We start from the raw sequence: 23057 nt of genomic DNA, 5'->3' as shown, positions 1-23057 counted from the left end.
TAGGGATTCTCCCAGCTAAGCGGTAAATTTAGAGGTATGAGTTCACAGTCTAAGAAGTCTGCCACCAAGCCGCCGAAGCTAGACAAGCAAGCCTATGAGGACGAGCTCAAGCGCCTCCAAGCAGAGCTCGTCGAGATGCAGCAGTGGGTCGTTGAGACCGGCGCCCGCGTGGTCATCATCATGGAAGGCCGCGACGCCGCCGGCAAGGGTTCCGCCATCAAACGCATTACGCAATACCTGAACCCGCGTACCTGCCGCATCGAGGCGCTGCCGAAGCCCACCGACCGTGAGGCGGGCCAGTGGTATTTCCAGCGCTACATTGAGAAGCTGCCCACCGCCGGCGAGATCGTCATCTTCGACCGTTCCTGGTACAACCGCGCCGGCGTGGAGCGTGTCATGGGCTTCTGTTCCCAGCAAGAATACGTGCGCTTCCTTCACCAGGCTCCGCTGCTGGAGCACATGCTCATCGAGGATGGCGTCATCCTTCTTAAGTACTGGTTCTCCGTTTCTGATGAGGAGCAGCTCGCACGCTTTAAGTCCCGCCGCAACGATCCGCTGCGCCGCTGGAAGCTCTCCCCCATGGACTTGCAGTCCATTACCCGTTGGGAAGACTACTCGCGTGCCAAGGATGAAATGTTCGTCCACACCGATACCCCGTCCTCCCCGTGGTACACCGTGGAATCCGAGGACAAGAAGCGCTCGCGCATCAACGTGATCAACCACATCCTCAAGATGGTTCCGTACCAGCACGTAGAGCAGGATGTTCCTGAGATCCCAGATCGCCCCGAGCTCGAGGCCGAATACGTACGCCCGCCGCGCAATGAATTTGCCTACGTACCAGATGTCGCAGCCGATTTGGAGCGCGACAAGGTCAACGGCAACGGCTCCGGCAAGAAGCAGGGAAAGAAAAAGAAGGGCAAGAAGGACAAGAAAAAGAAGTAGTACTTTCGGCATGTACTACCATGGCCGTCTATGAGCTCTTCCCGCACCGCGCGTACCTTCCTGTCCTCGGTGCATTTGGGGGACGCGCTACTCGCAGGAGTCGCGGGGCTCGTAGCGGCCTTTTATTGTGCCTTGGCGTTTTCCTCTTCCGGAACGGTGGAAGTACTCGAGGCTCTCTTGTCGCTGCTGTTCATACCGTTCTTCCTCGTGTGGCGCTCGAGGCCAATCGTGAGCGCAACAGGATTCCTAGTTCTGCTCCTGGCCTGGGCTGTCATATGGATGAACCAGCTCCCCACCAATAGCGGCCTCACCCCGTGGGCGCTGACCGCCCCCATGGCCGTGTACACCACCTCGCGGTACATCACCCAGAGGCTGGTTCCGCGGGTGGTCCTCCTCATCACCGCACTCGGTACCTTTATCTCCCCCTTCATGTGGCGCATCGACACTGAGACTTACCTTCTGCGCTATGAGGTAGACACACCCTTCCTTGCCATGGTGGTGGCCCATTGGGCAGTGCTGGGCAGCACGTATTTCATCGCTGCCCGGTATTTTGACCGTGATCGCCAACGGGAGATACTAGCCCGCGAGCGCTTCCACCAGGCACAAGAAGAAGAACGCCTCCTCATTGCACGGGAACTGCACGATGTCCTTGCCCATTCCCTCACCCTGATTAAGGTTCAGGCTAATGCAGGCATCGTTGCAGCGAATACGGACTCCGGCGCGGCTGAAGAAGCACTTCTTTCGATCCGCGATAATGCGGATACCGCCTTGGGCGAGGTTCGCGGAATCGTCGCTGCCTTGCGCTCACCCGGCCCCACGGCTCTAGAGCCTGCTCAACAACTTGAGCACATCGAAGGAATCCTCGAAGGCTTCCGCGCTGCCGGGCTGAAAGTCGACGCAAACCTCCCAGCTGAATACGCCGTGCCGTCGTTGGTGCAGATGGCATTGGTGCGCATTACCACGGAGGGCTTGACGAATGCTCTGCGCCATCAGGGCGTCGGCACGCATGTCGTGGTTGAGCTTGTACTTGATGACGCCGCCGCGCTCACCCTCATCTCCACCAATCCTCATCCCACGCCAAGCAACGTCGCGGGCAGCGGCGTGGGCTTAGTCGGAGTGGCGGAACGAGCTCGTTCGCTTGGCGGTCGCCTCGACTATTCCGGCGATGCTCATTCCTTTTCCTTGCACGCACAGATACCGATGAAGGAGACAATGGATGCAACCCAGCAGCTCTAGAATCCGCGTCTTGTTGGCCGATGATCAAGCAATGCTGCTCTCAGCACTGTCTACCATCCTCACTGCGCAAGAAGACATCGAGGTCGTGGCCACCGCGGCCACGGGGGCGGATGCCGTGGCAGCAGCAATAAGCCACCACATTGATGTGGCTATCCTCGACATTCGCATGCCTGGCATGGACGGCATTGCAGCGGCGCAAGCCATACTCGAGCGCAAGCCCGAGTGCCGCATCATCATGCTCACCACATTCAATGATGAAGAGCTCGTGGCGCGGTCCATCTCCGCTGGCGCCCACGGCTTCCTGCTGAAGGATGCCGACCCAGAGGTTCTTGTGACCGCCGTTCGCAACGTGGCGCAAGGAGAATCGGTGCTGGCCGCCGAGGTAACCGGCCCAGTGCTGGAGGCTTATCGCTCGGCGCTGACGCGCGAAAACCTCAGCGCCCAGGAACGCCAAGGACTCAGTCTTGTAACGCGCCGCGAGATGGAAGTGCTTTCGCTCATCGCGCGTGGTGCTACAAATGCGGAGATAGCCGCCGACATGGTCATCGCAGAAACCACGGTGAAAACTCACGTCTCCGCGCTCATGTCTAAACTCGCCGCACGTGACCGAGTGGCCCTCGTTCTCTTAGCGCAGCGTGCTGGGGTTGCCTAAGCTCCTACCACGGTAGGAGGTCTGCTCGCTGAAGACCATCATGCAGGCGGATTCCTTTATGATGAGCCCCGGCGATACTGCATTTTATGAATTGCGATATCTCTTTTGAGCACATCTCGAAGTCTTTTGGTCGGCAACGAGTCCTCGATGATGTTTCCTTCCACATCTCCCCTGGCCGCGTGCATGCGCTCCTCGGGCGCAACGGGGCAGGAAAATCGACGCTCTTTTCCATCCTCTTAGGTCTCCTGCCACCTGACTCAGGCTCCATCAACGTGGCGGGCCAACCATGGAGCCGCAATGTGCTTCGCCGCATTGGTGCCTCAGTGAACGGGCCAGCCTTTTATGGCCATCTGTCTGCCTCGGCGAATCTTCGCGTTCACGCTCGACTTCTGGGCCTTCCTGATTCCGAGATTGACCGGGTTCTCTCCAGCGCTGGGCTCAACGGCGTTGGCTCCAAGAAGGCGAAATCCTTTTCCACTGGTATGAAGGCCCGCCTGGCGTTAGCGCAAGCTCTCCTCGGCGATCCAGAGGTACTTGTTCTTGATGAGCCCCAGAATGGCCTCGATCCCCAAGGCATCATGGAATTGCGAGAGCTACTACAACAACTAGCCGCGGCTGGGCACACCGTTATCGTCAGCTCCCACCAGCTTGGAGAGGTCCTGCACCTTGCCCATGACATCACCGTCTTGGCCGAGGGTACGATTCGCTATTCCGGTTCCCTGCACGAGCTAGCTCCACGTGGTCAGTTGGAGGAGGAATTCTTCCGACTTACCTCACCTGGCCACCCCTCCCAAGCGCCTACCAACCGGGGAGGAGAGTCACATGCCTAAGCACACTACTGATCCTCGCCCGAGTTACCTTTCAGCAGAACTACTGCGCAGCCGTGGAAGCACCTTACAGTGGTTGCCTTTACTTGCTCTACCGCTGGTCATCATGACGGTGATCTTTTCATCTATGGCATCGGTGCACAGTGATGCCACAGGCGTCTTGGCTTGGCAATCCTTATTTGTTACCGGCATGTACGCCCCACTTGTTGCGCTATTCGCTGCGGTCCCAGAACACCGTGAAGTTGTTACCCGCAGCGGCGGGACGCAGTGGAGAAACCTCAACCCGCGTCGGGAGAACGCTGTCCGGCTTCTCGTCGTCATTGCCAGCATTGCGCTATTCCACATGCTGAACTTTGGTGGTTCCTGGCTCGCTGTCGCCATCCAGGGGCGCGAGAACCACGAGCTTATCCTCATAGCCGGGCTTTATTCTTTCCTTGGTGCACTTGGCATTGCCGGGCTTTCCGCTGCCTGTGCCCGCAGACTGGGCTTCGCCTATACACTGGTTGCTGCGGCCCTGTGGCAAATACTCAGCATCCTTCCGAACACTGTTGAATCAGGCAAGTGGTGGGCCTTTCCCCCAGCATGGCCACAACGACTGCTTTTACGCGCATTGCGTATTCACCAGAACTCGGTGCCTCTTGAACCACACGACCCACTTCTAAACAGCAGTCCACTACCGGCTTTCATATTGTGCGTCATCCTCGCCGTGCTCGGAGCACTAGCCGCGGTCTACACGCCGCGACGATACCGGCCTAAGCTCTCGCTGCGACACCGTTTCGCGCGATCTGCAACGGCCCAGGCTGACGCCGACGTGGCTGATACCACCGTGGAAAAAGCCCAAGTATGGCAGCCAACGAACCACCCACGTGCGGCGGCACAGTCCTCGCTGTGGTCTACGCTGCTAGGACTCCACCGTGCAGCTTTTAGCCCAGCGGTTTTCTCTTGCCTGATGCTCAGCATTCTGGCGCTAGGCTTTGTCGCCCTGCAATATCCTGCTAACTACGTCGAAGGTTTCTTTTACTTCTTTCTGCTGCCGGTCGGCGCAGGTATTTTGCCTGTCCTCGTATGGCCGCGCATGTCAGATTCGTGGCCGCTGGTGTATATGGAAACACGGTTCGGCACATCCGGAATCCTCATGTGGTTTTTGTCCGTCATCGTGGCGGTTTGCGCTGCCGCATACCTGGCCAGTGCGCTCGCAGGTGGTGATGGCGCTGCACAGTTTTCCGCTTTGCCCCTTGCGGTTGGGGTGGGCTATGTCATCGCAGCTGTATCACTCATTCTGGTGATTCGCTTCGGCACTGTGAGCGCTATCACTCTCGCAATCGTAGGGACGATTGTCTCCGTCACCTTGGGCGGCGATGTCTTGGCAGATACCGGTCTGTGGGTACTCGCCTTCCCCGCCTGGCCTTTGGTTGCGCACTCACCTTTGCGCTATGCCGTCGCTGTGCTGTTGGCCGCAGTGCTTGGTGTGGCCGCAACATTGCGCGCACGACATTTACTCCATACTCGAGCGCTGTCTTCCCGCTAAAACTGACCAATCTGACGAAAACAGTCTAGATTTTTCAATCCCAGCCCCTACTTTTGGCAGATCGGGCAGTTGTGCGTGTGAAGCATCCTGGCAAGTTTAGGAATGAATCGATAACGACCCCAAAACAACGAAACACCGCCCGCGCCATGTGGCGAGAGCGGTGTTAGCTATCTAGCTCTTAGAGCTCAGAAACATCGACGCGCTTCGGGTAGACCACCGGACGGGCACCGGCGATTTCCTCGACGATGCGGATGACCTGGTTGGAGTAGCCAAACTCGTTGTCGTACCACACGTAGAGCACGAGGTGCTTGCCGGAGGAGATGGTTGCCAGACCATCGACCACACCAGCGTGGGTAGAGCCCACGAAGTCAGAGGACACAACCTCCGGGGAGGCAATGTAGGAGATCTGCTGGCGCAGGTCAGAGTGCAGGGAGACATTGCGCAGGAAGTCGTTGACCTCGTCGCGGTCGGCCTCCTTCTCCAGCTCGAGGTTGAGCACAGCCATGGAGACATCCGGGGTAGGAACGCGGATGGCGTTACCGGTGAGCTTGCCAGCGAATTCCGGGACAGCCTTGGCCACAGCCTTGGCGGCACCAGTCTCCGTAAGCACCATGTTCAGGCCGGCTGCGCGGCCGCGGCGGTCACCCTTGTGGAAGTTATCAATAAGGTTCTGGTCATTGGTGAAGGAGTGTGCGGTCTCCACGTGGCCGTGGACCACGCCGTAGCGGTCGTTGATGACCTTGAGCACCGGGGTAATACCGTTGGTGGTGCAGGATGCGGCGGAGAGGATCTGGTCGGAATCCTCGATATCGCCGTGGTTGATGCCGTAGACGATGTTCTTCAGGTCGCCCTTGCCCGGAGCGGTCAGCAGCACGCGAGCCACACCCTTGGACTGCAGGTGCTGGGACAGGCCCTCGCGGTCGCGCCACACACCGGTGTTGTCCACGACGATGGCGTTGTCGATGCCGTACTGGGTGTAGTCGATCTCCGCGGGGTTGTTGGCGTAGATCATCTGGATCTTGGTGCCGTTGGCCCAGATGACCTCGTTCTCCTCGTCGACGGCGATGGTGCCGTTGAAGGCACCGTGGACGGAGTCGCGGCGCAGGAGGGAGGCGCGCTTGAAGATGTCAATGTCACCCTTCTTGCGAACGACGATGGCGCGCAGGCGCACGCCACCATAGGCAGCCTCACGGGCAATCAGAATGCGGGCCAGCAGGCGGCCGATGCGGCCGAAGCCGTAAAGAACGACGTCGGTGGATTCCTTGTCAACACCAGCGCCGACGAGATCCACGAGGGTCTCCTCGAGGTAGTTGCGCAGGTTGTCGGAGCCGGATTCCTCGAAGCCAGTGGCCAGGCGGCCCAAGTCGATGGAAGCGGTGCCCAGGTTCATCGAGCACAGTTCCTTGAGGATGGGCAGGGTCTCTGCGGTGGAAAGCTCACGCTCAGCGATGCGGCGGGCGTAGCGGTGCGCCTTGATGATGTCGATATCGGTCACACCGATGAGCAGGCGGCCGTAGATAGAGGTGACAACGTTGTTATTGCGGTGCAGCTGGTGGATGAGCGGGATCATCTCTTGGGCCAGCTCCAGGCGCTCGTTCCAATCCTCGTGCCCAATGTGCGCGTTCGAAGTCACGTACTTTGTATCCTTTACTCGTCAAAAAGGGTGTAAAACTATGTCCATTCGTAAATCTTAACCCCTATTCATGCCCGTTTGGGTGTAGTTGCGCGAGGATTTCCGCCACACTACCCCCGCCGATTTTCTCCACGTCGACGCCCACGAGGCAATAGTCCACGTCGGCGTCGAGCTGCGCACGACGCGGTTTCAGCAACGCGTTGAGATAGGGGTAGACCAAAGGCAGGTCCGGGTGTACCCGTGTGTAGGCAGTCTCCAGCCCGCGGGCGTAGCGCCCGGAGAACGCGCGGGTCGACACCGTCCGGCCGCCGCGGCGCAGAAGGCCACGGTTGTGCTCACTCGTTCCGGCTTCATCGGACAGCAAGAAGGCAGAGCCACAGCTGACTGCCTCTACCCCCGGCCACGCCAAGGCCTCGGCGACATCCTCCGCGGTGCGCAGCCCACCCGCGGCAATGAGCGGAATGCCCGTGACTTGATGCACCGCCGCAACAAGTTCTTTGAGCGGGCGCGGATCGGGTTCCGCACTCGGGTCCCATACACCGCGGTGTCCCCCGGCTTCAGGCCCTTGCACGCACAACACATCGACGCCGCGCGCGGCCGCGGACTGCGCCTCCTCCGGGGTGGTGACCGTGGTCCACGCCTCAGCCCCAGCGGCGTGGATGCGCGCAATCTCCTCTTCTTCAAAGACCCCGAACATCGACCACAGCACCGCTGCCCCACCATCCAGCGCGGCGTCGAGCTTGTCCTGCCAACCGAAGTCCAGGGGGACGTCGCCAAGCACGGCGTCCTCTTCTGCGGCAAGAGACCGTGCAGCCGCGAGCTCCGATTCTGTCAGCTCCCTCTGCGGATAAAAGAGGTTGACGCCGAAGCGCGTGCCGGCGCACGCAGCGATGGCCTCCCGCGCGGCGTCGACCGAAGAGCTCCCCAGACCCAGCGCGCCAAAGGAACCGGCGGCCTCAGCGGCGGCAACCAGTTCAGGGGTGATGGGCCCACCGGCCATCGGGGCAGGTAGGACGGGACAGGTGATAGCCTCAAGAAGTTGACTCATGGTCCCCCAGCCTAAAGAAGATCCATCAAGGGAGTTGTTGTGTCCGCCATCCGTGACTTTTTCACCCGCCTCTTTGGCAGCGCTGAGGCTGCGCCGAACAAGACGAAAAAGGCAGTCAACCCTGGACTAAATCCAGCCGATTTAAGCGCTAAGTGGCTCATCGTAGGCTTAGGCAATCCCGGCGCGAAATACGCCGCGACCCGTCACAACGTCGGCTACATGGCGGTGGATGATCTCCTCGCCGAATCTGGCGACATGCTTGAACCCGTCACCGGGCACCAGCTCAGCGCCGCACAGCTCGAGCTCGGGGGCACGAAGGTCGTGGCTTTGCGTTCACACACCTACATGAACCTCTCCGGCGATCCTATTGCCCCCTTGGCCACGCAGCTGGGGGTTGCGGCAGAAAACATCATCGTCATCCATGACGAGCTCGACCTACCTGCCGGCAAGGTGCGCATTAAGAAGGGCGGCAACGAAAATGGCCATAACGGCTTGAAGTCGCTGAGCGAGCGCTTGGGCACGCGCGATTATCTGCGCGTGCGCGTGGGTATCGGGCGCCCGCCCAAGGGTGGCTCCATCCCGGACTGGGTGCTCGCGCCTGTCGACGCCAGCGCTGCCCTCGATTCCACCATCGCCACCGCTGCTGAGGCCGCCCGCCTCATCGTGACAGAGGGGCTCAGTAAGGCCCAACAGGAAATCCATTCCCGGGCTAAATAAACCCCCGGCGCGACCACGCTCAACGTCCTACACTGTCCAAGTATGAGCCGCGCGAGCAAGAACCTGCCTTCTAATCATGACCCTCGAACAATTGTCATTACCGGTGCTTCGAGCGGGGTGGGCGCGGCCGCTGCCCGCATTCTTCACCAGCGCCGCCCGCAGGATTCGCTCGTGCTCGTGGGCCGGAATCCGGAAAAGACGCAGGCCGTAGCCGAAGAAATTGGTGCGGCCTTTCACGTGGCCAACTACGAGTCTTTGGGCCAGGTTCGCCGCCTCGCGGAAGAGCTGAGCCAGTACCCGCAGATCGATGCCTTGGGCAATAACGCCGGCGGCATGTTCGACGGCCCCTTCGCCACCGCCGATGGCTTCGAGCGCACGTGGCAGATCAACGTTGTGGCGCCTTTTCTTCTGACCTCTTTATTGCGCGATACCCTGCGGGCCAGCGACGCCACCGTGGTGCAGACCGCCTCGTTGGCCAACGTCCTGTATTCCGCTTTCGACCCCGGTGACCCAAACACCTTTGAAAAATTCACCGCGGAGCGCGCTTACGGCAACGCCAAGTTGGGCGATATTCTTCTGACCCGCTACCTCGACTCGCACGGTCTGACCTCCGTGGCCTTCCACCCGGGCGTGTTGAATACTGGCTTCGGGCAGAACTCAACGAGTAGGACGAGCAAGCTGTATTCGACCACTGCAGCAAAGCATTTCTTGGGCAAGGCGGACAAGGGCGGCGAGAACCTTGCTTATTTCCTCAGCGGCACTCCGGGCATCCATTTCAATTCCGGCGAGTATTACAACAACAAGCGCAAGCCAGGCCTGCAGAGGCCGATTGCGAAGAAGCTCTCCGTGGCGCGGCGCGTCTTCGATGATTTGGGCCGCCAGCTCAATGTGGAGTGGTAACAGCCAGCGGCTAAACTAGCCCGCATGAGTATTGCCTCCGAAGCTTCCCGCCGCCGCACATTCGCCGTCATCGCCCACCCGGATGCTGGTAAGTCCACGCTGACGGAGGCGCTGGCACTTCACGCGCACGTCATCAACGAAGCTGGCGCGGTGCACGGCAAGGGCAACCGCAAGTCCACGGTCTCTGACTGGATGGAGATGGAGAAGGAACGCGGCATTTCCGTGGCCTCCTCGGCCCTGCAGTTCGAGTACGCGCCCGAGGGTCACGAGGGCGAGCCCTACATGATCAACCTGGTGGACACCCCGGGCCACGCGGACTTTTCGGAGGATACCTACCGCGTGCTCACGGCGGTGGATGCTGCCGTCATGCTTATCGACGCCGCCAAGGGCCTCGAGCCCCAGACCCTCAAGCTGTTTCGCGTGTGTAAGGCCCGCGGCCTGCCGATCATTACGGTGATCAACAAGTGGGACCGCGTGGGACGAGAGCCGCTGGAGCTTGTCGACGAAATCGTCAACGAAATCCAGCTGCAGCCCACCCCGCTGTACTGGCCGGTGGGTATCGCTGGCGACTTCCGCGGCTTGGCCCACATCAACGATGACGGCGAGGCTGATGAGTACGTGCACTTCCTGCGCACCGCCGGTGGTTCCACCATCGCCCCGGAGGAGCACTACGCGCCTGAGGATGCAGCCGCGAAGGAAGAGGACGCTTGGGAGACGGCCGTGGAGGAAGCAGAGCTGCTGGCAGCCGACGGCGCCCTGCACGACCAGGAGCTCTTCGAACAGTGCGTGACGTCCCCGCTCATCTTCGCCTCCGCGATGCTGAACTTCGGCGTGCACCAGATCCTGGATACTCTGTGCGCCATCGCCCCGGCTCCGCGCTCGCGCGAATCAGATCCGCAGGCCATCGAGGCCGCTACCTCCGCCATCGATGAGGTACGTGAGGTCACCGATGACTTCGCGGGCGTCATCTTCAAGGTGCAGGCGGGTATGGACCGCAAGCACCGCGATAACCTGGCTTTCATGCGCGTCGTCTCCGGTGAGTTTGAGCGCGGCATGCAGGTCAACCATGCGCAGTCTGGGCGCAGCTTCTCCACTAAGTACGCTCTGACGGTCTTCGGCCGCACGCGTGACACCGTGGATACGGCTTACCCGGGTGACATCGTGGGCTTGGTCAATGCCGGTTCCTTGGCACCTGGTGACACGATTTACACGGGCAAGAAGGTGCAGTTCAAGCCCATGCCGCAGTTCGCGCCGGAGGCATTCCGCATCCTGCGCGCGAAGTCTTTGGGTGACTACAAAGCATTCCGCAAGGGCTTGGACCAACTGGCTGCGGAAGGCGTGGTCCAGATTCTGCGCAACGATACGCGTGGCGATGCCGCCCCGGTCATGGCTGCGGTGGGCCCCATGCAGTTCGAGGTCATGCAGGCTCGCATGGAGGTCGAGTACAACGTGGAGACCATCACCGAGCCCATCCCCTACTCGGTGGCCCGCCGTACCGACGCCGAATCCGCGCCCGAACTGGGCCGCCAGCGCGGCGTAGAAATCTTTACCCGCAGCGACGGCGAGCTCATCGCGCTCTTTGGTGATAAGTGGAAGCTGGCCTTCATTGAGAAGGAGCACCCGGAGCTCACCATCGAAACACTTGTGGCGGATTAGTTTTCACGCCCTTGTCGGGTGACCCACCTCACGGTACGATTATATAGAAATCCGTACACCTTTAGGTAGGTCACCATGAGCTCTCCCCTCACCGGCATTTCAGTCCTTTTCCTCGGAGGCATCGGCCCCGGTCCCTTCGCTGCGATGATGCTTGCGGACATGGGCGCTAGTGTTACCCGCGTGGTCCGCCCAGGTAATCCTCCCGCCGTGGTCCCGCACAGCATCCTCTACCGCGGGCAAGAGGTTCTGGAGGCGGACCTTAAGGACCCGGTGGACGTCGACAAGCTGCGCGAAACCTTGACCACAACGAACATCCTCATCGAAGGATTCCGCCCCGGCGTGGCTGAGCGCCTTGGTCTAGGCCCTAAGGAGGCGCAGGCGATCAACCCGGCGCTGGTCTACGGGCGCATCACCGGCTGGGGCCAATCCGGCCCGCTGGCCCACACCGCCGGCCACGACATCAACTACATCGCGGTCTCAGGTGCGCTGCACCCCATCGCAGGCAGCGACGGAGCACCCGTTCCGCCGGTCAACTTCCTCGGGGACTTCGGCGGCGGCTCGATGTATTTGGTAACAGGACTTCTCGCGGGCGTCCTGCAGGCGAAGAACACCGGCCGTGGTTGCGTGGTGGATGCCGCTATTGTCGACGGCGCGGCCAACCTCACCGCCATGCTGCATGCCTTCCGTGCCAAAGGCCAATGGCAGGAACGCGGGACAAACCTTCTAGACGGAGGTGCACCATTTTATAGCGTCTACCGCACAGCTGATGAAAAGTGGATGGCCGCCGGTGCCATCGAGCCACAGTTTTATGCGCTCATGGTGGAAGGCCTTGGGCTTGAACAGGAACTAAGTGGCTACGAACAAAATGACCGCGACGCCTGGCCAACCATGAAGGAGATCATCGCGCAGCGCTTCGCGGAAAAGACACAAGCGGAATGGATCGATATCTTCCGCGGCAGCGACGCCTGCGTCACGGAGGTCGTCTCCCCCGAGGACGTTCTGGCGCACCCGCACCTTGCCGCGCGAGAAACCTATGCGGAAAGCGCGGGCCACACGGAGCCTAGCGCGGCCCCGCGCTTTCTCTAGCTCAGGCCGGGGATGAGCGCGTTGACGCCGAGCATCAACGCCAGCGTTGCCAGCGGAATGATGATGGTCACCACGGCAACATCCTTATAGGACAGTCGGTGCGTCATGCTGCAGACAATCAGCATGGTAAGCACCGCGCCGTTGTGCGGCATGGAATCGAAAGATACCGAGGCCATCGCGGTCACGCGGTGCATCAGCTCAAGGCTGATTCCTTGCTCTGTGGCCAGCTGCGCCAGCTGGTCTCCCAAGGTCTGCATCGTGATAGACAGACCACCTGAGGAGGAGCCGGTGATGCCGGAGATGACGGCGGTGGACACTGTGGAAACCACCAAGGCGTTATCGGAGATTCCCATCATGTTGCTTTTGACCACGCTAAAGACAGCCAGTGCGGCAATCACCGCGCCATAGCCAACCTCCGAGGCGGTGGTGAGGCACGGAAGGATTGCGTTCTTGGCGCCATCGGAGAATTCCTTAATGGACTCGGCGGCGCGCTTGGGGAACATCGCCACGATGACGAACACCGCGCAGGCCAAAGCGACCGTCGGTGACCAGATGCCCAACAGCGCATCGAGGTTGGTCTCGCCGTATTTCTCTTCGGCTAAGTAGGAGGTGTCCAGCACTTTCGACACCCCGTAGACCATGGCGAAGTTGACCGCGATGACAACGGCGATGGGCACCAGACCCAGCAAACCCTGCACCTGGACAGAAGGCTCGGTTTCAGCCCTGGCGTGGGTGGCTACCCGGCCACCGGAGTTGGTGTCGAAGGATTCACCACCGATTTCTACACTTGCTTCTTCCCCGCTGTCGCCGATTCCCTCGGGTGTTTCGATGACCTTCCCGTCGGCATCGAGCGGCTCAAACGTCTCACCTTTCGCGCGGAGGGTTCGCACGCGGTATTCGAGCCAGGCGGTTCCCGCCGCCAGCATGAGGGCGGAAGAAATGAGGCCGAAGAGCGGCGCCGCATAGACGTTGGTTCCGAAGTAACTGGTGGGAATGGCATTGTGGATCTGCGGCGAACCGGGAAGCCCGGCCAGCGCGAAGGTGATGGTTCCCAAGGCAATCGCACCAGGCATGAGCCGTTTGGGGATCCCAGACTCCTTAAACAGAGCGGTCGCGATGGGCACGATGGTGAAAGCCACGACCCACGCGGACACACCGCCGTAGGTAAGCAATGCGGTGGCGACGACCGTCGAGAACATCGCTCGCTTAGGCCCGAATAGCGCGGTAATTCCGCGCGCTAGGTAACGGGCCAGCCCCGTGGATGTCATCAGGTACCCAAAGATTGCCCCGAAGAGGAAGAGCGGGAAATACTTGGTCACGAAGTTTCCGGCTGCCGGCATAAAGATCTGGGTATAGGTGGCCAGGATAGGCTCGCCGGAAAAGAGCACCGCGATCAGCGCCGCGAAGGGAGCGACGACCACCACGGAGTGCCCGCGATAGGCCATCACGACGAGGAAAATCAGGGAGAGAATCACCCCGATGAATGAGATAACCATTGTTTCTACCTCACAGTCTTGGTCATCTGAGGCAAGAGGACGAAACGCCCTTCCTGCGCATGCGGCGCCGGTACCATGTCCCCTATGGAAGAGAAAGCAGCCTCGACGCGGGAGAGGATTCTCGAGTGCTCACGCGAGCTTTTCAGTGAGCGGTCCTTCTCCCAGGTGTCGATGAAGGACATCGCCGAAAAAGCGGAAGTGTCCGTCGCGCTGATCGTGAAGCACTTCCACAACAAGGAAGGGCTTTTTGAGGCCACGGTGGATTTCACCGCTTCCTCGGCGGCGCTCTTTGCCGGCCCTTTCAGCGAGCTAGGCCGCACCGCGGTGGTGGAGACCCTCACCGCGCCGCATAACGCCCCATACTCCATGGCCCGTACGATTTCGGTCGCGAGCGGGGACTATCAGACGCTCGGAGCTATTGGTAAGAGAATTAAATCCGACTTGCTGGAGGTCTTGACCTCCCGGATTCGTGAGGAATCCGGACGCCAAACACCTTCGCCAGAGCTGCGAGCCCAATCCGCGCTGGCCCTGCTCATGGGCTTGTCCTTCATGCGGCGCTTCGGCGATACCGAGTTCGCGGACTTCTCAACCGAGGAACTCATCGAGTACTATGCCCCGCTGCTGCAGGGCATCCTTGATGGCAACCCAGCGCCCTAGTTTTCTAAGAGGCACCCTTGGAACGGACCTCGGAGATGATGGCGGAGAAATCAAGTCCGCCATGGCCTTCATCCACGAAGGAGGCGTACTGCTCCTCCGCAATCCGGCCCAGGACGGTGTCGGTCTTGGTGTCTTCCGCCGCGGCCATGGCCAGCTTGAGATCCTTAAGCATGAGGGCAGAGGCGAAGCCGGGTTTAAAGTCATTGTTGGCCGGCGAGCTCGGCACGATATCCGGGACCGGGGCGTTGACGGACAGCGACCACGAGTTTCCGGTGGCGTTGGAAACGACGTCGTAGAAAGCTTGGTGATCGAGCCCCAAGCGCTCGCCAAGGACGAGGGCTTCAGCCAACACAATTTGCTGGACCGCAAGGATCATGTTGTTACACGCCTTGACGGCCTGGCCGTTGCCGATGTCACCGCAGTGGGTCACGGACTTGCCCATGATGTCGAGCAGCGACTTGACCTTCCCAAAGTCTTCGGCTGTGCCGCCGACCATGAAGGCAAGCGTTCCCGCGGCGGCACCGGCGATGCCACCGGAGACCGGTGCATCAAGGAAGGCGGAGCCTGCCTTGCTCACGGTGTCCGCGAGCTCGCGAGCTTCCGCGACCGCGATGGTGGAGACATCAACGTAGGTCTTCGCGTCCTCGTTTGCTGCGAGGACCGATTCGAGCACCTGCTTGACCAGCCCACCGTTGGGCAAGCTGGTAAACACTACCTCGGCGCCTTTCGCGGCTTCTTCCGCGGTTTCGATGATGGTGATCCCTTGCTCGGCGGCACGGTCCCGGGCTTCTTCCACGACGTCGAAGCCGCGAACCTCGTGCCCAGCCTTCGCCAGGTTGGCGGCCATGGGGCCGCCCATATTTCCCAATCCGATGAAAGCGATAGTCGTCATTGTGTTCTCTCCTTACATGACCGGCATGGTGAACTGGGGACCTGCGGAGTCATCACTAGGCCAGCGCGAGGTGACGGTCTTAGTCTTGGTGTAGAAGCGGAAGGAATCCGGACCGTGCTGGTTGAGGTCGCCGAAACCAGAGGCCTTCCAGCCACCAAAGGTGTGGTAGGCAATCGGCACCGGAATCGGGACGTTGACGCCCACCATGCCAACCTGAACGTTCTTGCAGAAGTCGCGGGCCGCGCCACCGTTCTGGGTGAAGATGGCGACGCCGTTGCCGTACATATGGTCATTCGGGTAAGAAACAGCCTCTTCCAGAGTTTCGGCACGGACCATAACCAGCACGGGGCCGAAGATCTCCTCGCTGTAGATAGACATGTCTGCGGTGACGTTGTCGAAGAAGCTCGGACCGGAATAGAAGCCATCCGCGAGGGAATCCTCGTTGAAAGACTTGTCAGACATGTCCAACTCGCGGCCGTCGGTAAGCAGCGTTGCGCCTGCTTCCACGCCTTCAGCGATGAGTCGGTGGACACGGTCGCGCGCCTCCGCGGTGACTAATGGGCCATAGTCGGCCTCTGGGTCGAGGCAGTGGCCCACCTTGAGCTCCGGAATCTTTGCCAGGATGGCATCGCGCAGGCGGTCTGCCGTCTCCTGCCCCACCGGAACCACGACGGACAGTGCCATACAACGCTCGCCGGCGGAGCCGAAGGCAGCGCCCACGATGGCGTCGGCGGTGGCGTCGATGTCGGCGTCGGGAAGCACGATGGCGTGGTTCTTTGCGCCACCGAAGCACTGGGCGCGCTTGCCCGTCGCCGCGCAGCGCTCGTAGATGTACTGCGCAATCGGCGTGGAACCAACGAAGCCCACGGCCTTGATCGTCTCGGAATCGAGGATGGCATCGACGGCCTCCTTGCCGCCGTGCACAACGTTGAGAACACCAGCGGGGCCGCCGGCCTCAATAAAGAGCTCCGCCAGGCGAACCGGCACGGAGGGGTCGCGCTCGGAGGGCTTGAGCACGAAGGCATTGCCCGCCGCCAGGGCCGGGCCGGCCTTCCACAGTGGAATCATGGCCGGAAAATTGAACGGGGTGATTCCCGCTACCACGCCGAGCGGCTGGCGCAGCGAATACGTATCGATGCCGGTGCCAACCTCCGAGGAGTACTCGCCCTTGAGCTGGTGCGGCGCACCAAGGGCAAACTCCAGCACGTCGACGCCGCGCAGCACGTCTCCCTTGGCATCCGGGAGAGTCTTGCCGTGTTCGAGGGAGAGCTGGGTGGCCAGCTCATCCATGTTGGCATGGATGAGGCGGATCCACTCCATGATGATGCGGATGCGCTTCTGCGGGTTCAGCGCCGCCCAACCCGGCTGGGCCTTAGCGGATTCCGCAATGACGCTGTCCACGTCGGCCTTGTTCGCCAAGGCCACCGCGGCCTGCTCCTTGCCGGTCGAAGGATTCAGCACGGGCTGGGTATTGCCCGACGTCCCTTCAAACGTTTCTCCGTTGACGTAGTGATACACAGTGCGCATGGCGCGTCTCCTTCCTGGAACCTCCGGCTCCCTGTATGGCTTGGGTCACACACTAACGTTGAATAACAACCGCCCGCCATAGAAATTGAGATACAGAACACCATTCACCCCCTGCAGTGATTTGCCATACATGCACTGTCCAGCGCTTTTGTGAATACCCTCCCCAAGGCCCGGTGGGGTGAATGCCGTTCACCTGTCCTGAGCTCAACGTAGCGTTGGCTAAGGTAATGACATGGACCACATGGAGCAGCCCACGTCTACCGCGCCCACCGGCCCCGAGCCGCAGAATTGGGAAGCCGATGTCATCCTCAACGACGGCGACATCGCTACGCTGCGTCCCATCACGCCCGCCGACCGCGACGCCATCCGCGCCTTCTACGACCGCGTCTCGGATCAATCAAAGTACTTGCGCTTCTTCGGCACGCACCCCGCGCTAACCGACGATGACCTAGACCGCTGGCTCCACACGGATGGCTATGACAAAGTCACCCTCGTCATGGTGGAACGCGGCAACATCGTGGCCGTTGCCGGATACTCCATTGTCGAGCAGTTCCTACCCTCGCGGGTGGGCGATGTCTCCTTCCTTGTCCAAGATTCCCACCACGGAAAAGGCGTGGCTAATATCCTGCTCGAGCACCTCGCAGAAATTGGACGCGAAGGAAAAGTGGAGCGCTTCTTCGCGGAGATGCTGACGCAGAACCGCAGGATGGTGCAGGTTTTCGTACGCGCAGGGTATTCCGCGAAGCCGGAACTCGAGGACGGTTTCATCCGGGTGGATTTCCGAATAGCGCCGAATGAGAACTCCCGCGATGTCATGGAGCGCCGCGAGCTGCGTGCAGAAGCGAACTCGATCCACCGTTTGCTCAACCCACGCTCCGTGGCGGTAGTCGGAACGCTGTCCAGCAAGCAGCTAGCTAGCGCCAACTTCGCCGGTACATTACGCCACCTTCACGGCGTGGAGGAGCTCAACACCCTCGATGAGCCGGTGGATCTCGTCGTCATCGAGTTCCAAGGCCACGGCGGCGCGGAAGCTATGCAGGCTGCTGCCGCTGCCGGCGCCAAAGGAGTAGTCCTCATCTCCCGCAGCCAAAACCCCAACCTCTCCCCCGACCAGGCTCGCGACATCGTGCTCGCGGCTAGGGACTACGGCCTGCGAGCCCTTGGCCCAGCTGCGCTAGGCCTGATCAACACAGACGCGGCAGTGCGGCTCAACGCCAGCCCAGCACCCATGCCGCGTGCGGGACAGGTGGGCCTGTTTACTCAGTCTGCGGGTGTGGCGACGCTAGCTCTGTCTCATGCACTGCAGCTCGGATGCGGCCTAAGCAATTTCATTGCCGCCGGTTCCTTCGCTGACGTCACAGGCAACGACGTCATGCAATTCTGGAGCCAAGATGAGAACACACGAATTTGTTTGCTCTCCCTCGACTCGATTGGTAACCCGCGCAAATTCTTCCGGGTGCTGCGCCGCCTAGCGCTGGACAAGCACGTCGTCGTTTTCTTGCCCTCCCGGGCTCTGAAGTCGGCCCGCCACTACGCGGTGGAGGGACTATCGGCGGCGAGCCCGGCTGCGCTCGACGAGATCATTCGCTGCACCGGGGCAATGGTGGTCACCCGCCGCGATGCCATGCTCGACATCGCCCAGCTCCTCGCGCGCCAACCCGTTCCGCAGGGCCGTCGCATCGCAGTGATGTCGAATTCCTCCGGCCTCACCGCGCAGATGGAACAGGCAGCCTGGCGCTTCGGACTGCGCCCGCACGCCACCACCGTCGTCGATGACCCCGCCCCCGCCATCACGGAGCAGGCCCGGCGCGCCCTAGAAGATCCGGGTATCGACGCGGTGCTGTGCGCCGTCGTGGAAGTTGGTGAGTTCATCCTCAAGGAGGCCTACGTAAATCTGTCCCAGTTGGCGGCAACGACGACGGATACCCCGCTCATCGCCAGCTTCGTGGGTTTTGATATTCCCGATTTCCGCACCTCCGAGGGACCAGAGGCGCCCGGCCAGCTTCCCGTGTTTGGCACCTACGCCGACGCCATTGAGGCTCTGGCCACCATCATCGATAATGAACGCCGCCGCGTCCTAGCACGCCCCAATCCTTCCGATGAGTTCGCCAACAGCACGGGACTTGCAGAAGCGCGCGGTGTGGTCGCGGAAGTTCTGACTGATTCCCCCACGGGACGCTGGGCCACCGACGAGGAGTGCGCGCGAATCCTTGGGGCTTATGGCATAGAGATCGTCCCTTGGGCCCCGGTGCTCACCCTCGACGAAGCAATCGCGGCCGGTCGCGATTATGGTTGGGATGTCGTCCTCAAGTGCAGCTCGCAGATGGTGCGAGGCCGTTCGGAGCTGCCCACCGTCGTGCGAAGCATCCATGACGAGGAATCCATGGTGCGCGCGTGGACTACCATCACCCAGCTCACGCGCGATCTCCACTTGGGCGAGGATCCGGCCATTCTCATCCCAGTCGTGCAACGCATGGTCACAGCTGGCGCCTCTCTCACTGTGCGTGCCATCGAAGATCCCGTTGTTGGGCCCATGATTTCCTCCGGTTTCTCCGGTCTGCCCTCGGATCTTTTGGGAGACGTCGAGTGGCGCGTGCCCCCGCTTCGTCGCACCGATGCACTCGACATGCTCAGCTGCCTCAAGGCTTCTCCCCTTCTTGCTGGTTACCGCGGCACCAAAGCTGCCAAACTGCACCGTGTCGAAGAGGTCATGATGCAGCTGGCACAGCTCAAGGACGACATTGCTGCACTCGTCGATATTGAGCTTTCCCCCGTCATCGCCGGGGTAGCGCACACTGTTGTGGTGGGGGCTCGAATGCGCATCGCACCGCTCGGTGATGTCCGCGATCCTCTCGCGAGGTCCTTGTCATGAACCAGACGAAGCCTCTTCTTTTTGCCTCCGAGGAGATGCACCGCTATTCGCTGGGCCCTGGGCATCCGATGGGACCGGACCGAGTCGCCGCAGCACTGTCGCTGGCCAAACACTTTGGTGTGCTGGAAGAATTCGACATCGAATGTCCCGCCCCGTTGAATACCTCCCACTTGGAGCTCGTTCACAGTCCTGATTACATCGCCGCCACCCGCGCCGAGGTGCCTTCCGCTCACTATGGCTTGGGCACTGAAGACAACCCGATTAGCCACGGCTTATCGACGGTCGCCGCGCGCATCGCCGGTGGCACCCTAGCGGCCGCGCGCGCTGTGTGGGAGGGCCGTGCGCAGCGCGCCGTTAACCTTTCCGGCGGGTTGCACCACGCCTTCGCCGATTCCATGTCAGGCTTTTGCATGTACAACGATGCTGCGATTGCCATCCGTTGGCTTAAGGCAAATGGCGCCCAACGCGTGGTGTACCTGGACTTGGATGCCCACCACGGTGACGGCGTCGAAAGGATTTTTTGGAATGACCCCAACGTGCTCACCATCTCGGTACACGAATCGGGACTCTATCTCTTCCCCGGGACTGGCTATGCACACGAGATTGGTGGTCAAGGCGCGGAAGGGACCGCGGTTAACGTGGCCCTGCCCCGCGGGGTGAGTGACGAGGAGTGGCTGCAGGTCATCCATGCGGTCGTCCCGCCGCTCCTCAAGAAATTCCGCCCCGACTTCATCATTTCCCAACACGGTGCGGACCCGCACCGCTCTGATCCCCTCGCGGATCTGGAACTCACCATCGACGCGATGGCGCGGGCTTATCGCTCAGTGGCGGTGTGGGCGAAACAGTTTGCGGGTGGGCGATGGGTCGCGCTTGGCGGCGGCGGATATCACGTCGACGCCGTTGCCCGCGCGTGGACCCAGGTGCTGGCCGCAGTCGCCGACGTTGAGCTCGCAGCTTCGGAACGGATGCCGAACGGCTGGGAGGGCTCGCCCACCTTGGGTGATGAGGGTGCGTGCGCCGCCATTGGGGGTTTCGATCCCACCAAGGTCATGGCTGAAAAGCCGCACGCAGCGCTGGTGCAGACTACGCGCGCAGTCTTTCCCTGTTGGGGCCTGCCGGCTTATGGCTAGGCCCCGTATCGGAGGGGCGTCGACAATGCGCGCGTGATGGGTTTCTGAGGGTTGATTCTCGTGATGAGGCCCTTAGCGTGGCGGCATACGCAGCGCACCATCCAAGCGAATCGTTTCGCCATTGATATAAGGGTTCTCGGTAATGGACACAGCTAGGGCGGCGAATTCCTCCGGCTTTGCCAGCCTTGCGGGGAAAGGCACGGTGGCCTCGAGCTGTTCGCGGAACTCCGGAGTGATTTGTTCCATCATCGGGGTAGCTACGACGCCCGGTGCGATGGCATTGACACGGATTCCCAACGAGGCGAGATCCCGTGCTCCGGTAATCGACAGGGCAGCCACCGCGCCCTTCGACGCCGCGTAGGCCGCCTGGCCAACCTGCCCTTCGAAGGCCGCAACGGAAGCGGTGTTGATGATGACTCCGCGCTGGCCGTCCTCGTCGAGTGGTTCTGCCTGGGCCATCGCCTCGGCGGCTGCGGTCATGACGTGGAAGGTTCCCATGAGGTTAACGTTGATCGTCTTAGAAAACAGCTCCGGGTCGTGGGGGCCTTTTCGCCCGAAGATGCGTGCTGAAGGGCAGATGCCTGCGCAATTCACCGCCACGCGCAAAGGCTTTTGCTTGGATGCAGCGAGAACCGCTTCGCGTACTGCGGCTGCATCGGTGACGTCAACTGCCGTGTAATTGATTCCGTTTTGTTTCTCCTCCGGGACGGACAGATCGAGCACGGTGACCGTGGCTCCGTGCTCCGCGAGTTCTGCGGCCGTTGCGGCCCCGAGGCCGGATGCACCGCCGGTAACGACGGCGGATGCTTCGTGCAGGTTCATGGTGTTTTCTCCTTTAATCACCGTGGGGTGTGGGGTTTGACAGGGCTGTTTAAACGAAAGCGGAAACGCCGGTGACAGCGCGGCCGACGATGAGCGAGTTGATGTCGTAGGTTCCCTCGTAGGTGAAGAGAATCTCGGCATCATCCATCATCTTCGACAAGTCGTATTCGGTCAGGATGCCGTTTCCTCCGCCGATGTTGCGGCCCGCCGCGGCGGATTCGCGCGCCAGACGGGTGGTGGTTGCCTTTGCCAAGGCAGCAAAAGGCATTTCCAGCTTTCCTTGTTCTTGAATCTCTGCCAGCTGCGCCATCATGGCGAGTGACGCGGTGGCGTTGCCGAGGATGCGAGAAAGCTGTTCCTGGACCAGCTGGAATTTGGCGATTGGCCTGCCAAACTGCTGGCGCTTGACCGCGTACTCGCGGGCCTTGTCGAAGATGCCTAGTTGCAAGCCGGCTCCCTGCCAGCCCACCCAGGCGCGCGAATAACACAGGAAGTCATTGACATTGGCAAAGGATTCCGCACCCGGAATCAGGTTCTCGTGTGGGATGAGGACGTTGTCGAACTTAAGGTCCGCATTCTGCATGATGCGCAGGCCCATCTTGCGGGAAATCTTGCTGCGCGTTACGCCCTCGCGGTCGAGTTCAACGATGAAGGCCTTAATCTCGTTGTCTGCTTTATCCCGGGCGAAGGTGATAGCAAAATCGGCGAAGGTACCGGCCCCGATCCAACGTTTCGCTCCATTGATGAGCCAGCCTTCAGCGGTGCGCTCTGCTGTGGTGGCAAGGCCGCCGGCGATATCGGAGCCGTGCTCCGGTTCGGTCAACGCAAAGCAACCCACCTTGGTGAATTGGCGCAAGCCTGCTAGCCAGGTGTCCTTCTGCTCTGGCGAGCCCAGCTTGTCGATGAGTCCGAGGACCAGCTCATTGTGAATACCCACCAGGGCAGACAAGGACACGTCCGCGCGGGTTACTTCCGCGTACACCAGCCCGCGGTAAAGGCGCGAGGTATCCGTGAGTTCAATTTCGCCCAAGCCCATCTCCGCCATGCGGGGCAGAAGATCGAATGGCAGCTCCTCACGGTCCCAGTATTCGCCTACGACAGGGCGAATCTCCGTCTGCAAGAACTCGTGGATCTCTGCTAAACGCGCCTGTTCCTCTGGGACGAGACGATCTGCCACCGCGAAAATATCAGCGTGGGGGTACTTAATGCTCTCCAAATGTTTCCCGCTGGGGTGTTGCGAACTAAGAATCGGCGGCATAGCTTTCTACCTTTCTAGCTGGGTTTTAAGGTCGATGTATGGGCTTTCTCCAGGCCACATACAAGCTCTTGGACTCAGGCATCAATGGGCTCTTCACATTGAATGAGTACGAATATACATCTTTCCGTACTCTTACGCGCCGTGTTCTATGATCATTGTGCGCAACAGACTGGGGAGA

Annotated in this window: 19 protein-coding genes; 12 read left to right on the top strand and 7 right to left on the bottom strand. The window is 60.9% G+C overall.

The window, feature by feature from the left end; all coding sequences use genetic code 11:
* The first annotated feature begins 36 nt into the window (after positions 1-36).
* The 5 genes from ppk2 to HMPREF2698_RS07885 all read left to right on the top strand — a co-directional run bounded on the left by ppk2 (position 37) and on the right by HMPREF2698_RS07885 (position 5185).
* Entirely contained in the window at positions 37-942 is a 906-nt protein-coding gene (gene ppk2 / locus HMPREF2698_RS07905) for a polyphosphate kinase 2 (protein WP_070447108.1), read from the top strand.
* A gap of 30 nt (positions 943-972) precedes the next feature.
* The gene (locus HMPREF2698_RS07900) at positions 973-2178 is read left to right on the top strand and encodes a sensor histidine kinase (protein WP_070447110.1); all 1206 of its coding nucleotides are present in this window, start codon (positions 973-975) and stop codon (positions 2176-2178) included.
* The gene (locus HMPREF2698_RS07895; protein ID WP_070447113.1) at positions 2159-2830 is read left to right on the top strand and encodes a response regulator; all 672 of its coding nucleotides are present in this window, start codon (positions 2159-2161) and stop codon (positions 2828-2830) included. Before HMPREF2698_RS07900 ends, HMPREF2698_RS07895 begins: the two co-directional genes overlap by 20 nt.
* Positions 2831-2916: 86 nt before the next feature.
* A complete protein-coding gene (locus HMPREF2698_RS07890; RefSeq protein ID WP_070563480.1) occupies positions 2917-3660 on the top strand; it encodes an ATP-binding cassette domain-containing protein in 744 nt (247 codons plus the stop codon).
* Between the two features lie 124 nt (positions 3661-3784).
* On the top strand, positions 3785-5185 hold the full coding sequence (locus HMPREF2698_RS07885) for an ABC-2 family transporter permease (protein WP_246819451.1): 1401 nt from the start codon (positions 3785-3787) through the stop codon (positions 5183-5185).
* Between the two features lie 178 nt (positions 5186-5363).
* Here the strand turns inward: HMPREF2698_RS07885 and HMPREF2698_RS07880 are convergent, their stop codons facing one another.
* Entirely contained in the window at positions 5364-6818 is a 1455-nt protein-coding gene (locus HMPREF2698_RS07880) for a glyceraldehyde-3-phosphate dehydrogenase (protein ID WP_070563476.1), read from the bottom strand.
* A 64-nt stretch (positions 6819-6882) separates the two neighbouring features.
* Positions 6883-7866: a nitronate monooxygenase gene (locus tag HMPREF2698_RS07875; RefSeq protein ID WP_070563474.1), complete on the bottom strand. Its 984-nt coding sequence runs from the start codon at positions 7864-7866 to the stop codon at positions 6883-6885.
* Positions 7867-7905: 39 nt separating this feature from the next.
* Between HMPREF2698_RS07875 and pth the strand changes: the two genes are divergently transcribed.
* From pth to HMPREF2698_RS07855, 4 genes are all read left to right on the top strand, one after another.
* Positions 7906-8583 (top strand): aminoacyl-tRNA hydrolase, encoded by a 678-nt coding sequence (pth, locus tag HMPREF2698_RS07870; RefSeq protein ID WP_070563472.1) that lies wholly within the window; start codon positions 7906-7908, stop codon positions 8581-8583.
* A gap of 42 nt (positions 8584-8625) precedes the next feature.
* Positions 8626-9483, top strand: a complete 858-nt coding sequence (locus tag HMPREF2698_RS07865; RefSeq protein WP_070563471.1) for an SDR family NAD(P)-dependent oxidoreductase — start codon at positions 8626-8628, stop codon at positions 9481-9483.
* Between the two features lie 24 nt (positions 9484-9507).
* A complete protein-coding gene (locus tag HMPREF2698_RS07860; RefSeq protein WP_070520842.1) occupies positions 9508-11139 on the top strand; it encodes a peptide chain release factor 3 in 1632 nt (543 codons plus the stop codon).
* A 75-nt stretch (positions 11140-11214) separates the two neighbouring features.
* Entirely contained in the window at positions 11215-12225 is a 1011-nt protein-coding gene (locus tag HMPREF2698_RS07855) for a CaiB/BaiF CoA transferase family protein (protein WP_070563469.1), read from the top strand.
* Here the strand turns inward: HMPREF2698_RS07855 and HMPREF2698_RS07850 are convergent.
* Complete coding sequence (locus tag HMPREF2698_RS07850) at positions 12222-13721, bottom strand: GntP family permease (RefSeq protein WP_070563467.1); 1500 nt, start codon at positions 13719-13721, stop codon at positions 12222-12224. The genes HMPREF2698_RS07855 and HMPREF2698_RS07850 overlap by 4 nt on opposite strands.
* Before the next feature lie 75 nt (positions 13722-13796).
* On the opposite strand from HMPREF2698_RS07850, the gene HMPREF2698_RS07845 reads away from it, so the two are divergent.
* Positions 13797-14378, top strand: coding sequence for a TetR/AcrR family transcriptional regulator (locus HMPREF2698_RS07845; protein ID WP_070563466.1), 582 nt, complete (start codon positions 13797-13799; stop codon positions 14376-14378).
* 4 nt (positions 14379-14382) lie between these two features.
* Here HMPREF2698_RS07845 and mmsB read toward each other — a convergent pair whose 3' ends face one another.
* Positions 14383-15270, bottom strand: a complete 888-nt coding sequence (mmsB, locus tag HMPREF2698_RS07840) for a 3-hydroxyisobutyrate dehydrogenase (protein ID WP_070563464.1) — start codon at positions 15268-15270, stop codon at positions 14383-14385.
* Between the two features lie 12 nt (positions 15271-15282).
* Complete coding sequence (locus HMPREF2698_RS07835) at positions 15283-16797, bottom strand: CoA-acylating methylmalonate-semialdehyde dehydrogenase (protein ID WP_070563462.1); 1515 nt, start codon at positions 16795-16797, stop codon at positions 15283-15285.
* Between the two features lie 232 nt (positions 16798-17029).
* On the opposite strand from HMPREF2698_RS07835, the gene HMPREF2698_RS07830 reads away from it, so the two are divergent.
* Both HMPREF2698_RS07830 and HMPREF2698_RS07825 read left to right on the top strand, forming a co-directional pair.
* Positions 17030-19669, top strand: coding sequence for a GNAT family N-acetyltransferase (locus tag HMPREF2698_RS07830; protein ID WP_070563459.1), 2640 nt, complete (start codon positions 17030-17032; stop codon positions 19667-19669).
* A complete protein-coding gene (locus HMPREF2698_RS07825; RefSeq protein ID WP_070563456.1) occupies positions 19666-20799 on the top strand; it encodes an acetoin utilization protein AcuC in 1134 nt (377 codons plus the stop codon). Before HMPREF2698_RS07830 ends, HMPREF2698_RS07825 begins: the two co-directional genes overlap by 4 nt.
* Positions 20800-20871: 72 nt before the next feature.
* On the opposite strand, the gene HMPREF2698_RS07820 is transcribed toward HMPREF2698_RS07825, so the two are convergent.
* Both HMPREF2698_RS07820 and HMPREF2698_RS07815 read right to left on the bottom strand, forming a co-directional pair.
* Complete coding sequence (locus HMPREF2698_RS07820; protein ID WP_070563453.1) at positions 20872-21621, bottom strand: SDR family NAD(P)-dependent oxidoreductase; 750 nt, start codon at positions 21619-21621, stop codon at positions 20872-20874.
* A 49-nt stretch (positions 21622-21670) separates the two neighbouring features.
* A complete protein-coding gene (locus tag HMPREF2698_RS07815) occupies positions 21671-22879 on the bottom strand; it encodes an acyl-CoA dehydrogenase family protein (RefSeq protein ID WP_070563450.1) in 1209 nt (402 codons plus the stop codon).
* Between the last annotated feature and the right edge of the window lie 178 nt (positions 22880-23057).

This window comes from Corynebacterium sp. HMSC072A02, assembly GCF_001810085.1.
Lineage (GTDB): Bacteria > Actinomycetota > Actinomycetes > Mycobacteriales > Mycobacteriaceae > Corynebacterium > Corynebacterium hesseae.
Note: the sequence above shows the minus strand (reverse complement) of the source record. Positions and strands in the feature narration are given on the sequence as shown.

What these genes read in the sequence shown, in the direction of transcription:
- HMPREF2698_RS07830 (WP_070563459.1), top strand. Translation starts at nt 17,030, where the DNA reads ATGGACCACATGGAGCAGCCCACGTCTACCGCGCCCACCGGCCCCGAG.
- HMPREF2698_RS07855 (WP_070563469.1), top strand. Translation starts at nt 11,215, where the DNA reads ATGAGCTCTCCCCTCACCGGCATTTCAGTCCTTTTCCTCGGAGGCATC.
- HMPREF2698_RS07815 (WP_070563450.1), bottom strand. Translation starts at nt 22,879, where the DNA reads ATGCCGCCGATTCTTAGTTCGCAACACCCCAGCGGGAAACATTTGGAG.
- HMPREF2698_RS07820 (WP_070563453.1), bottom strand. Translation starts at nt 21,621, where the DNA reads ATGAACCTGCACGAAGCATCCGCCGTCGTTACCGGCGGTGCATCCGGC.
- ppk2 (WP_070447108.1), top strand. Translation starts at nt 37, where the DNA reads ATGAGTTCACAGTCTAAGAAGTCTGCCACCAAGCCGCCGAAGCTAGAC.
- HMPREF2698_RS07865 (WP_070563471.1), top strand. Translation starts at nt 8,626, where the DNA reads ATGAGCCGCGCGAGCAAGAACCTGCCTTCTAATCATGACCCTCGAACA.
- mmsB (WP_070563464.1), bottom strand. Translation starts at nt 15,270, where the DNA reads ATGACGACTATCGCTTTCATCGGATTGGGAAATATGGGCGGCCCCATG.
- HMPREF2698_RS07890 (WP_070563480.1), top strand. Translation starts at nt 2,917, where the DNA reads ATGAATTGCGATATCTCTTTTGAGCACATCTCGAAGTCTTTTGGTCGG.
- HMPREF2698_RS07885 (WP_246819451.1), top strand. Translation starts at nt 3,785, where the DNA reads ATGGCATCGGTGCACAGTGATGCCACAGGCGTCTTGGCTTGGCAATCC.
- HMPREF2698_RS07825 (WP_070563456.1), top strand. Translation starts at nt 19,666, where the DNA reads ATGAACCAGACGAAGCCTCTTCTTTTTGCCTCCGAGGAGATGCACCGC.
- HMPREF2698_RS07875 (WP_070563474.1), bottom strand. Translation starts at nt 7,866, where the DNA reads ATGAGTCAACTTCTTGAGGCTATCACCTGTCCCGTCCTACCTGCCCCG.
- HMPREF2698_RS07850 (WP_070563467.1), bottom strand. Translation starts at nt 13,721, where the DNA reads ATGGTTATCTCATTCATCGGGGTGATTCTCTCCCTGATTTTCCTCGTC.
- HMPREF2698_RS07860 (WP_070520842.1), top strand. Translation starts at nt 9,508, where the DNA reads ATGAGTATTGCCTCCGAAGCTTCCCGCCGCCGCACATTCGCCGTCATC.
- HMPREF2698_RS07900 (WP_070447110.1), top strand. Translation starts at nt 973, where the DNA reads ATGAGCTCTTCCCGCACCGCGCGTACCTTCCTGTCCTCGGTGCATTTG.
- HMPREF2698_RS07845 (WP_070563466.1), top strand. Translation starts at nt 13,797, where the DNA reads ATGTCCCCTATGGAAGAGAAAGCAGCCTCGACGCGGGAGAGGATTCTC.
- HMPREF2698_RS07895 (WP_070447113.1), top strand. Translation starts at nt 2,159, where the DNA reads ATGCAACCCAGCAGCTCTAGAATCCGCGTCTTGTTGGCCGATGATCAA.
- HMPREF2698_RS07835 (WP_070563462.1), bottom strand. Translation starts at nt 16,797, where the DNA reads ATGCGCACTGTGTATCACTACGTCAACGGAGAAACGTTTGAAGGGACG.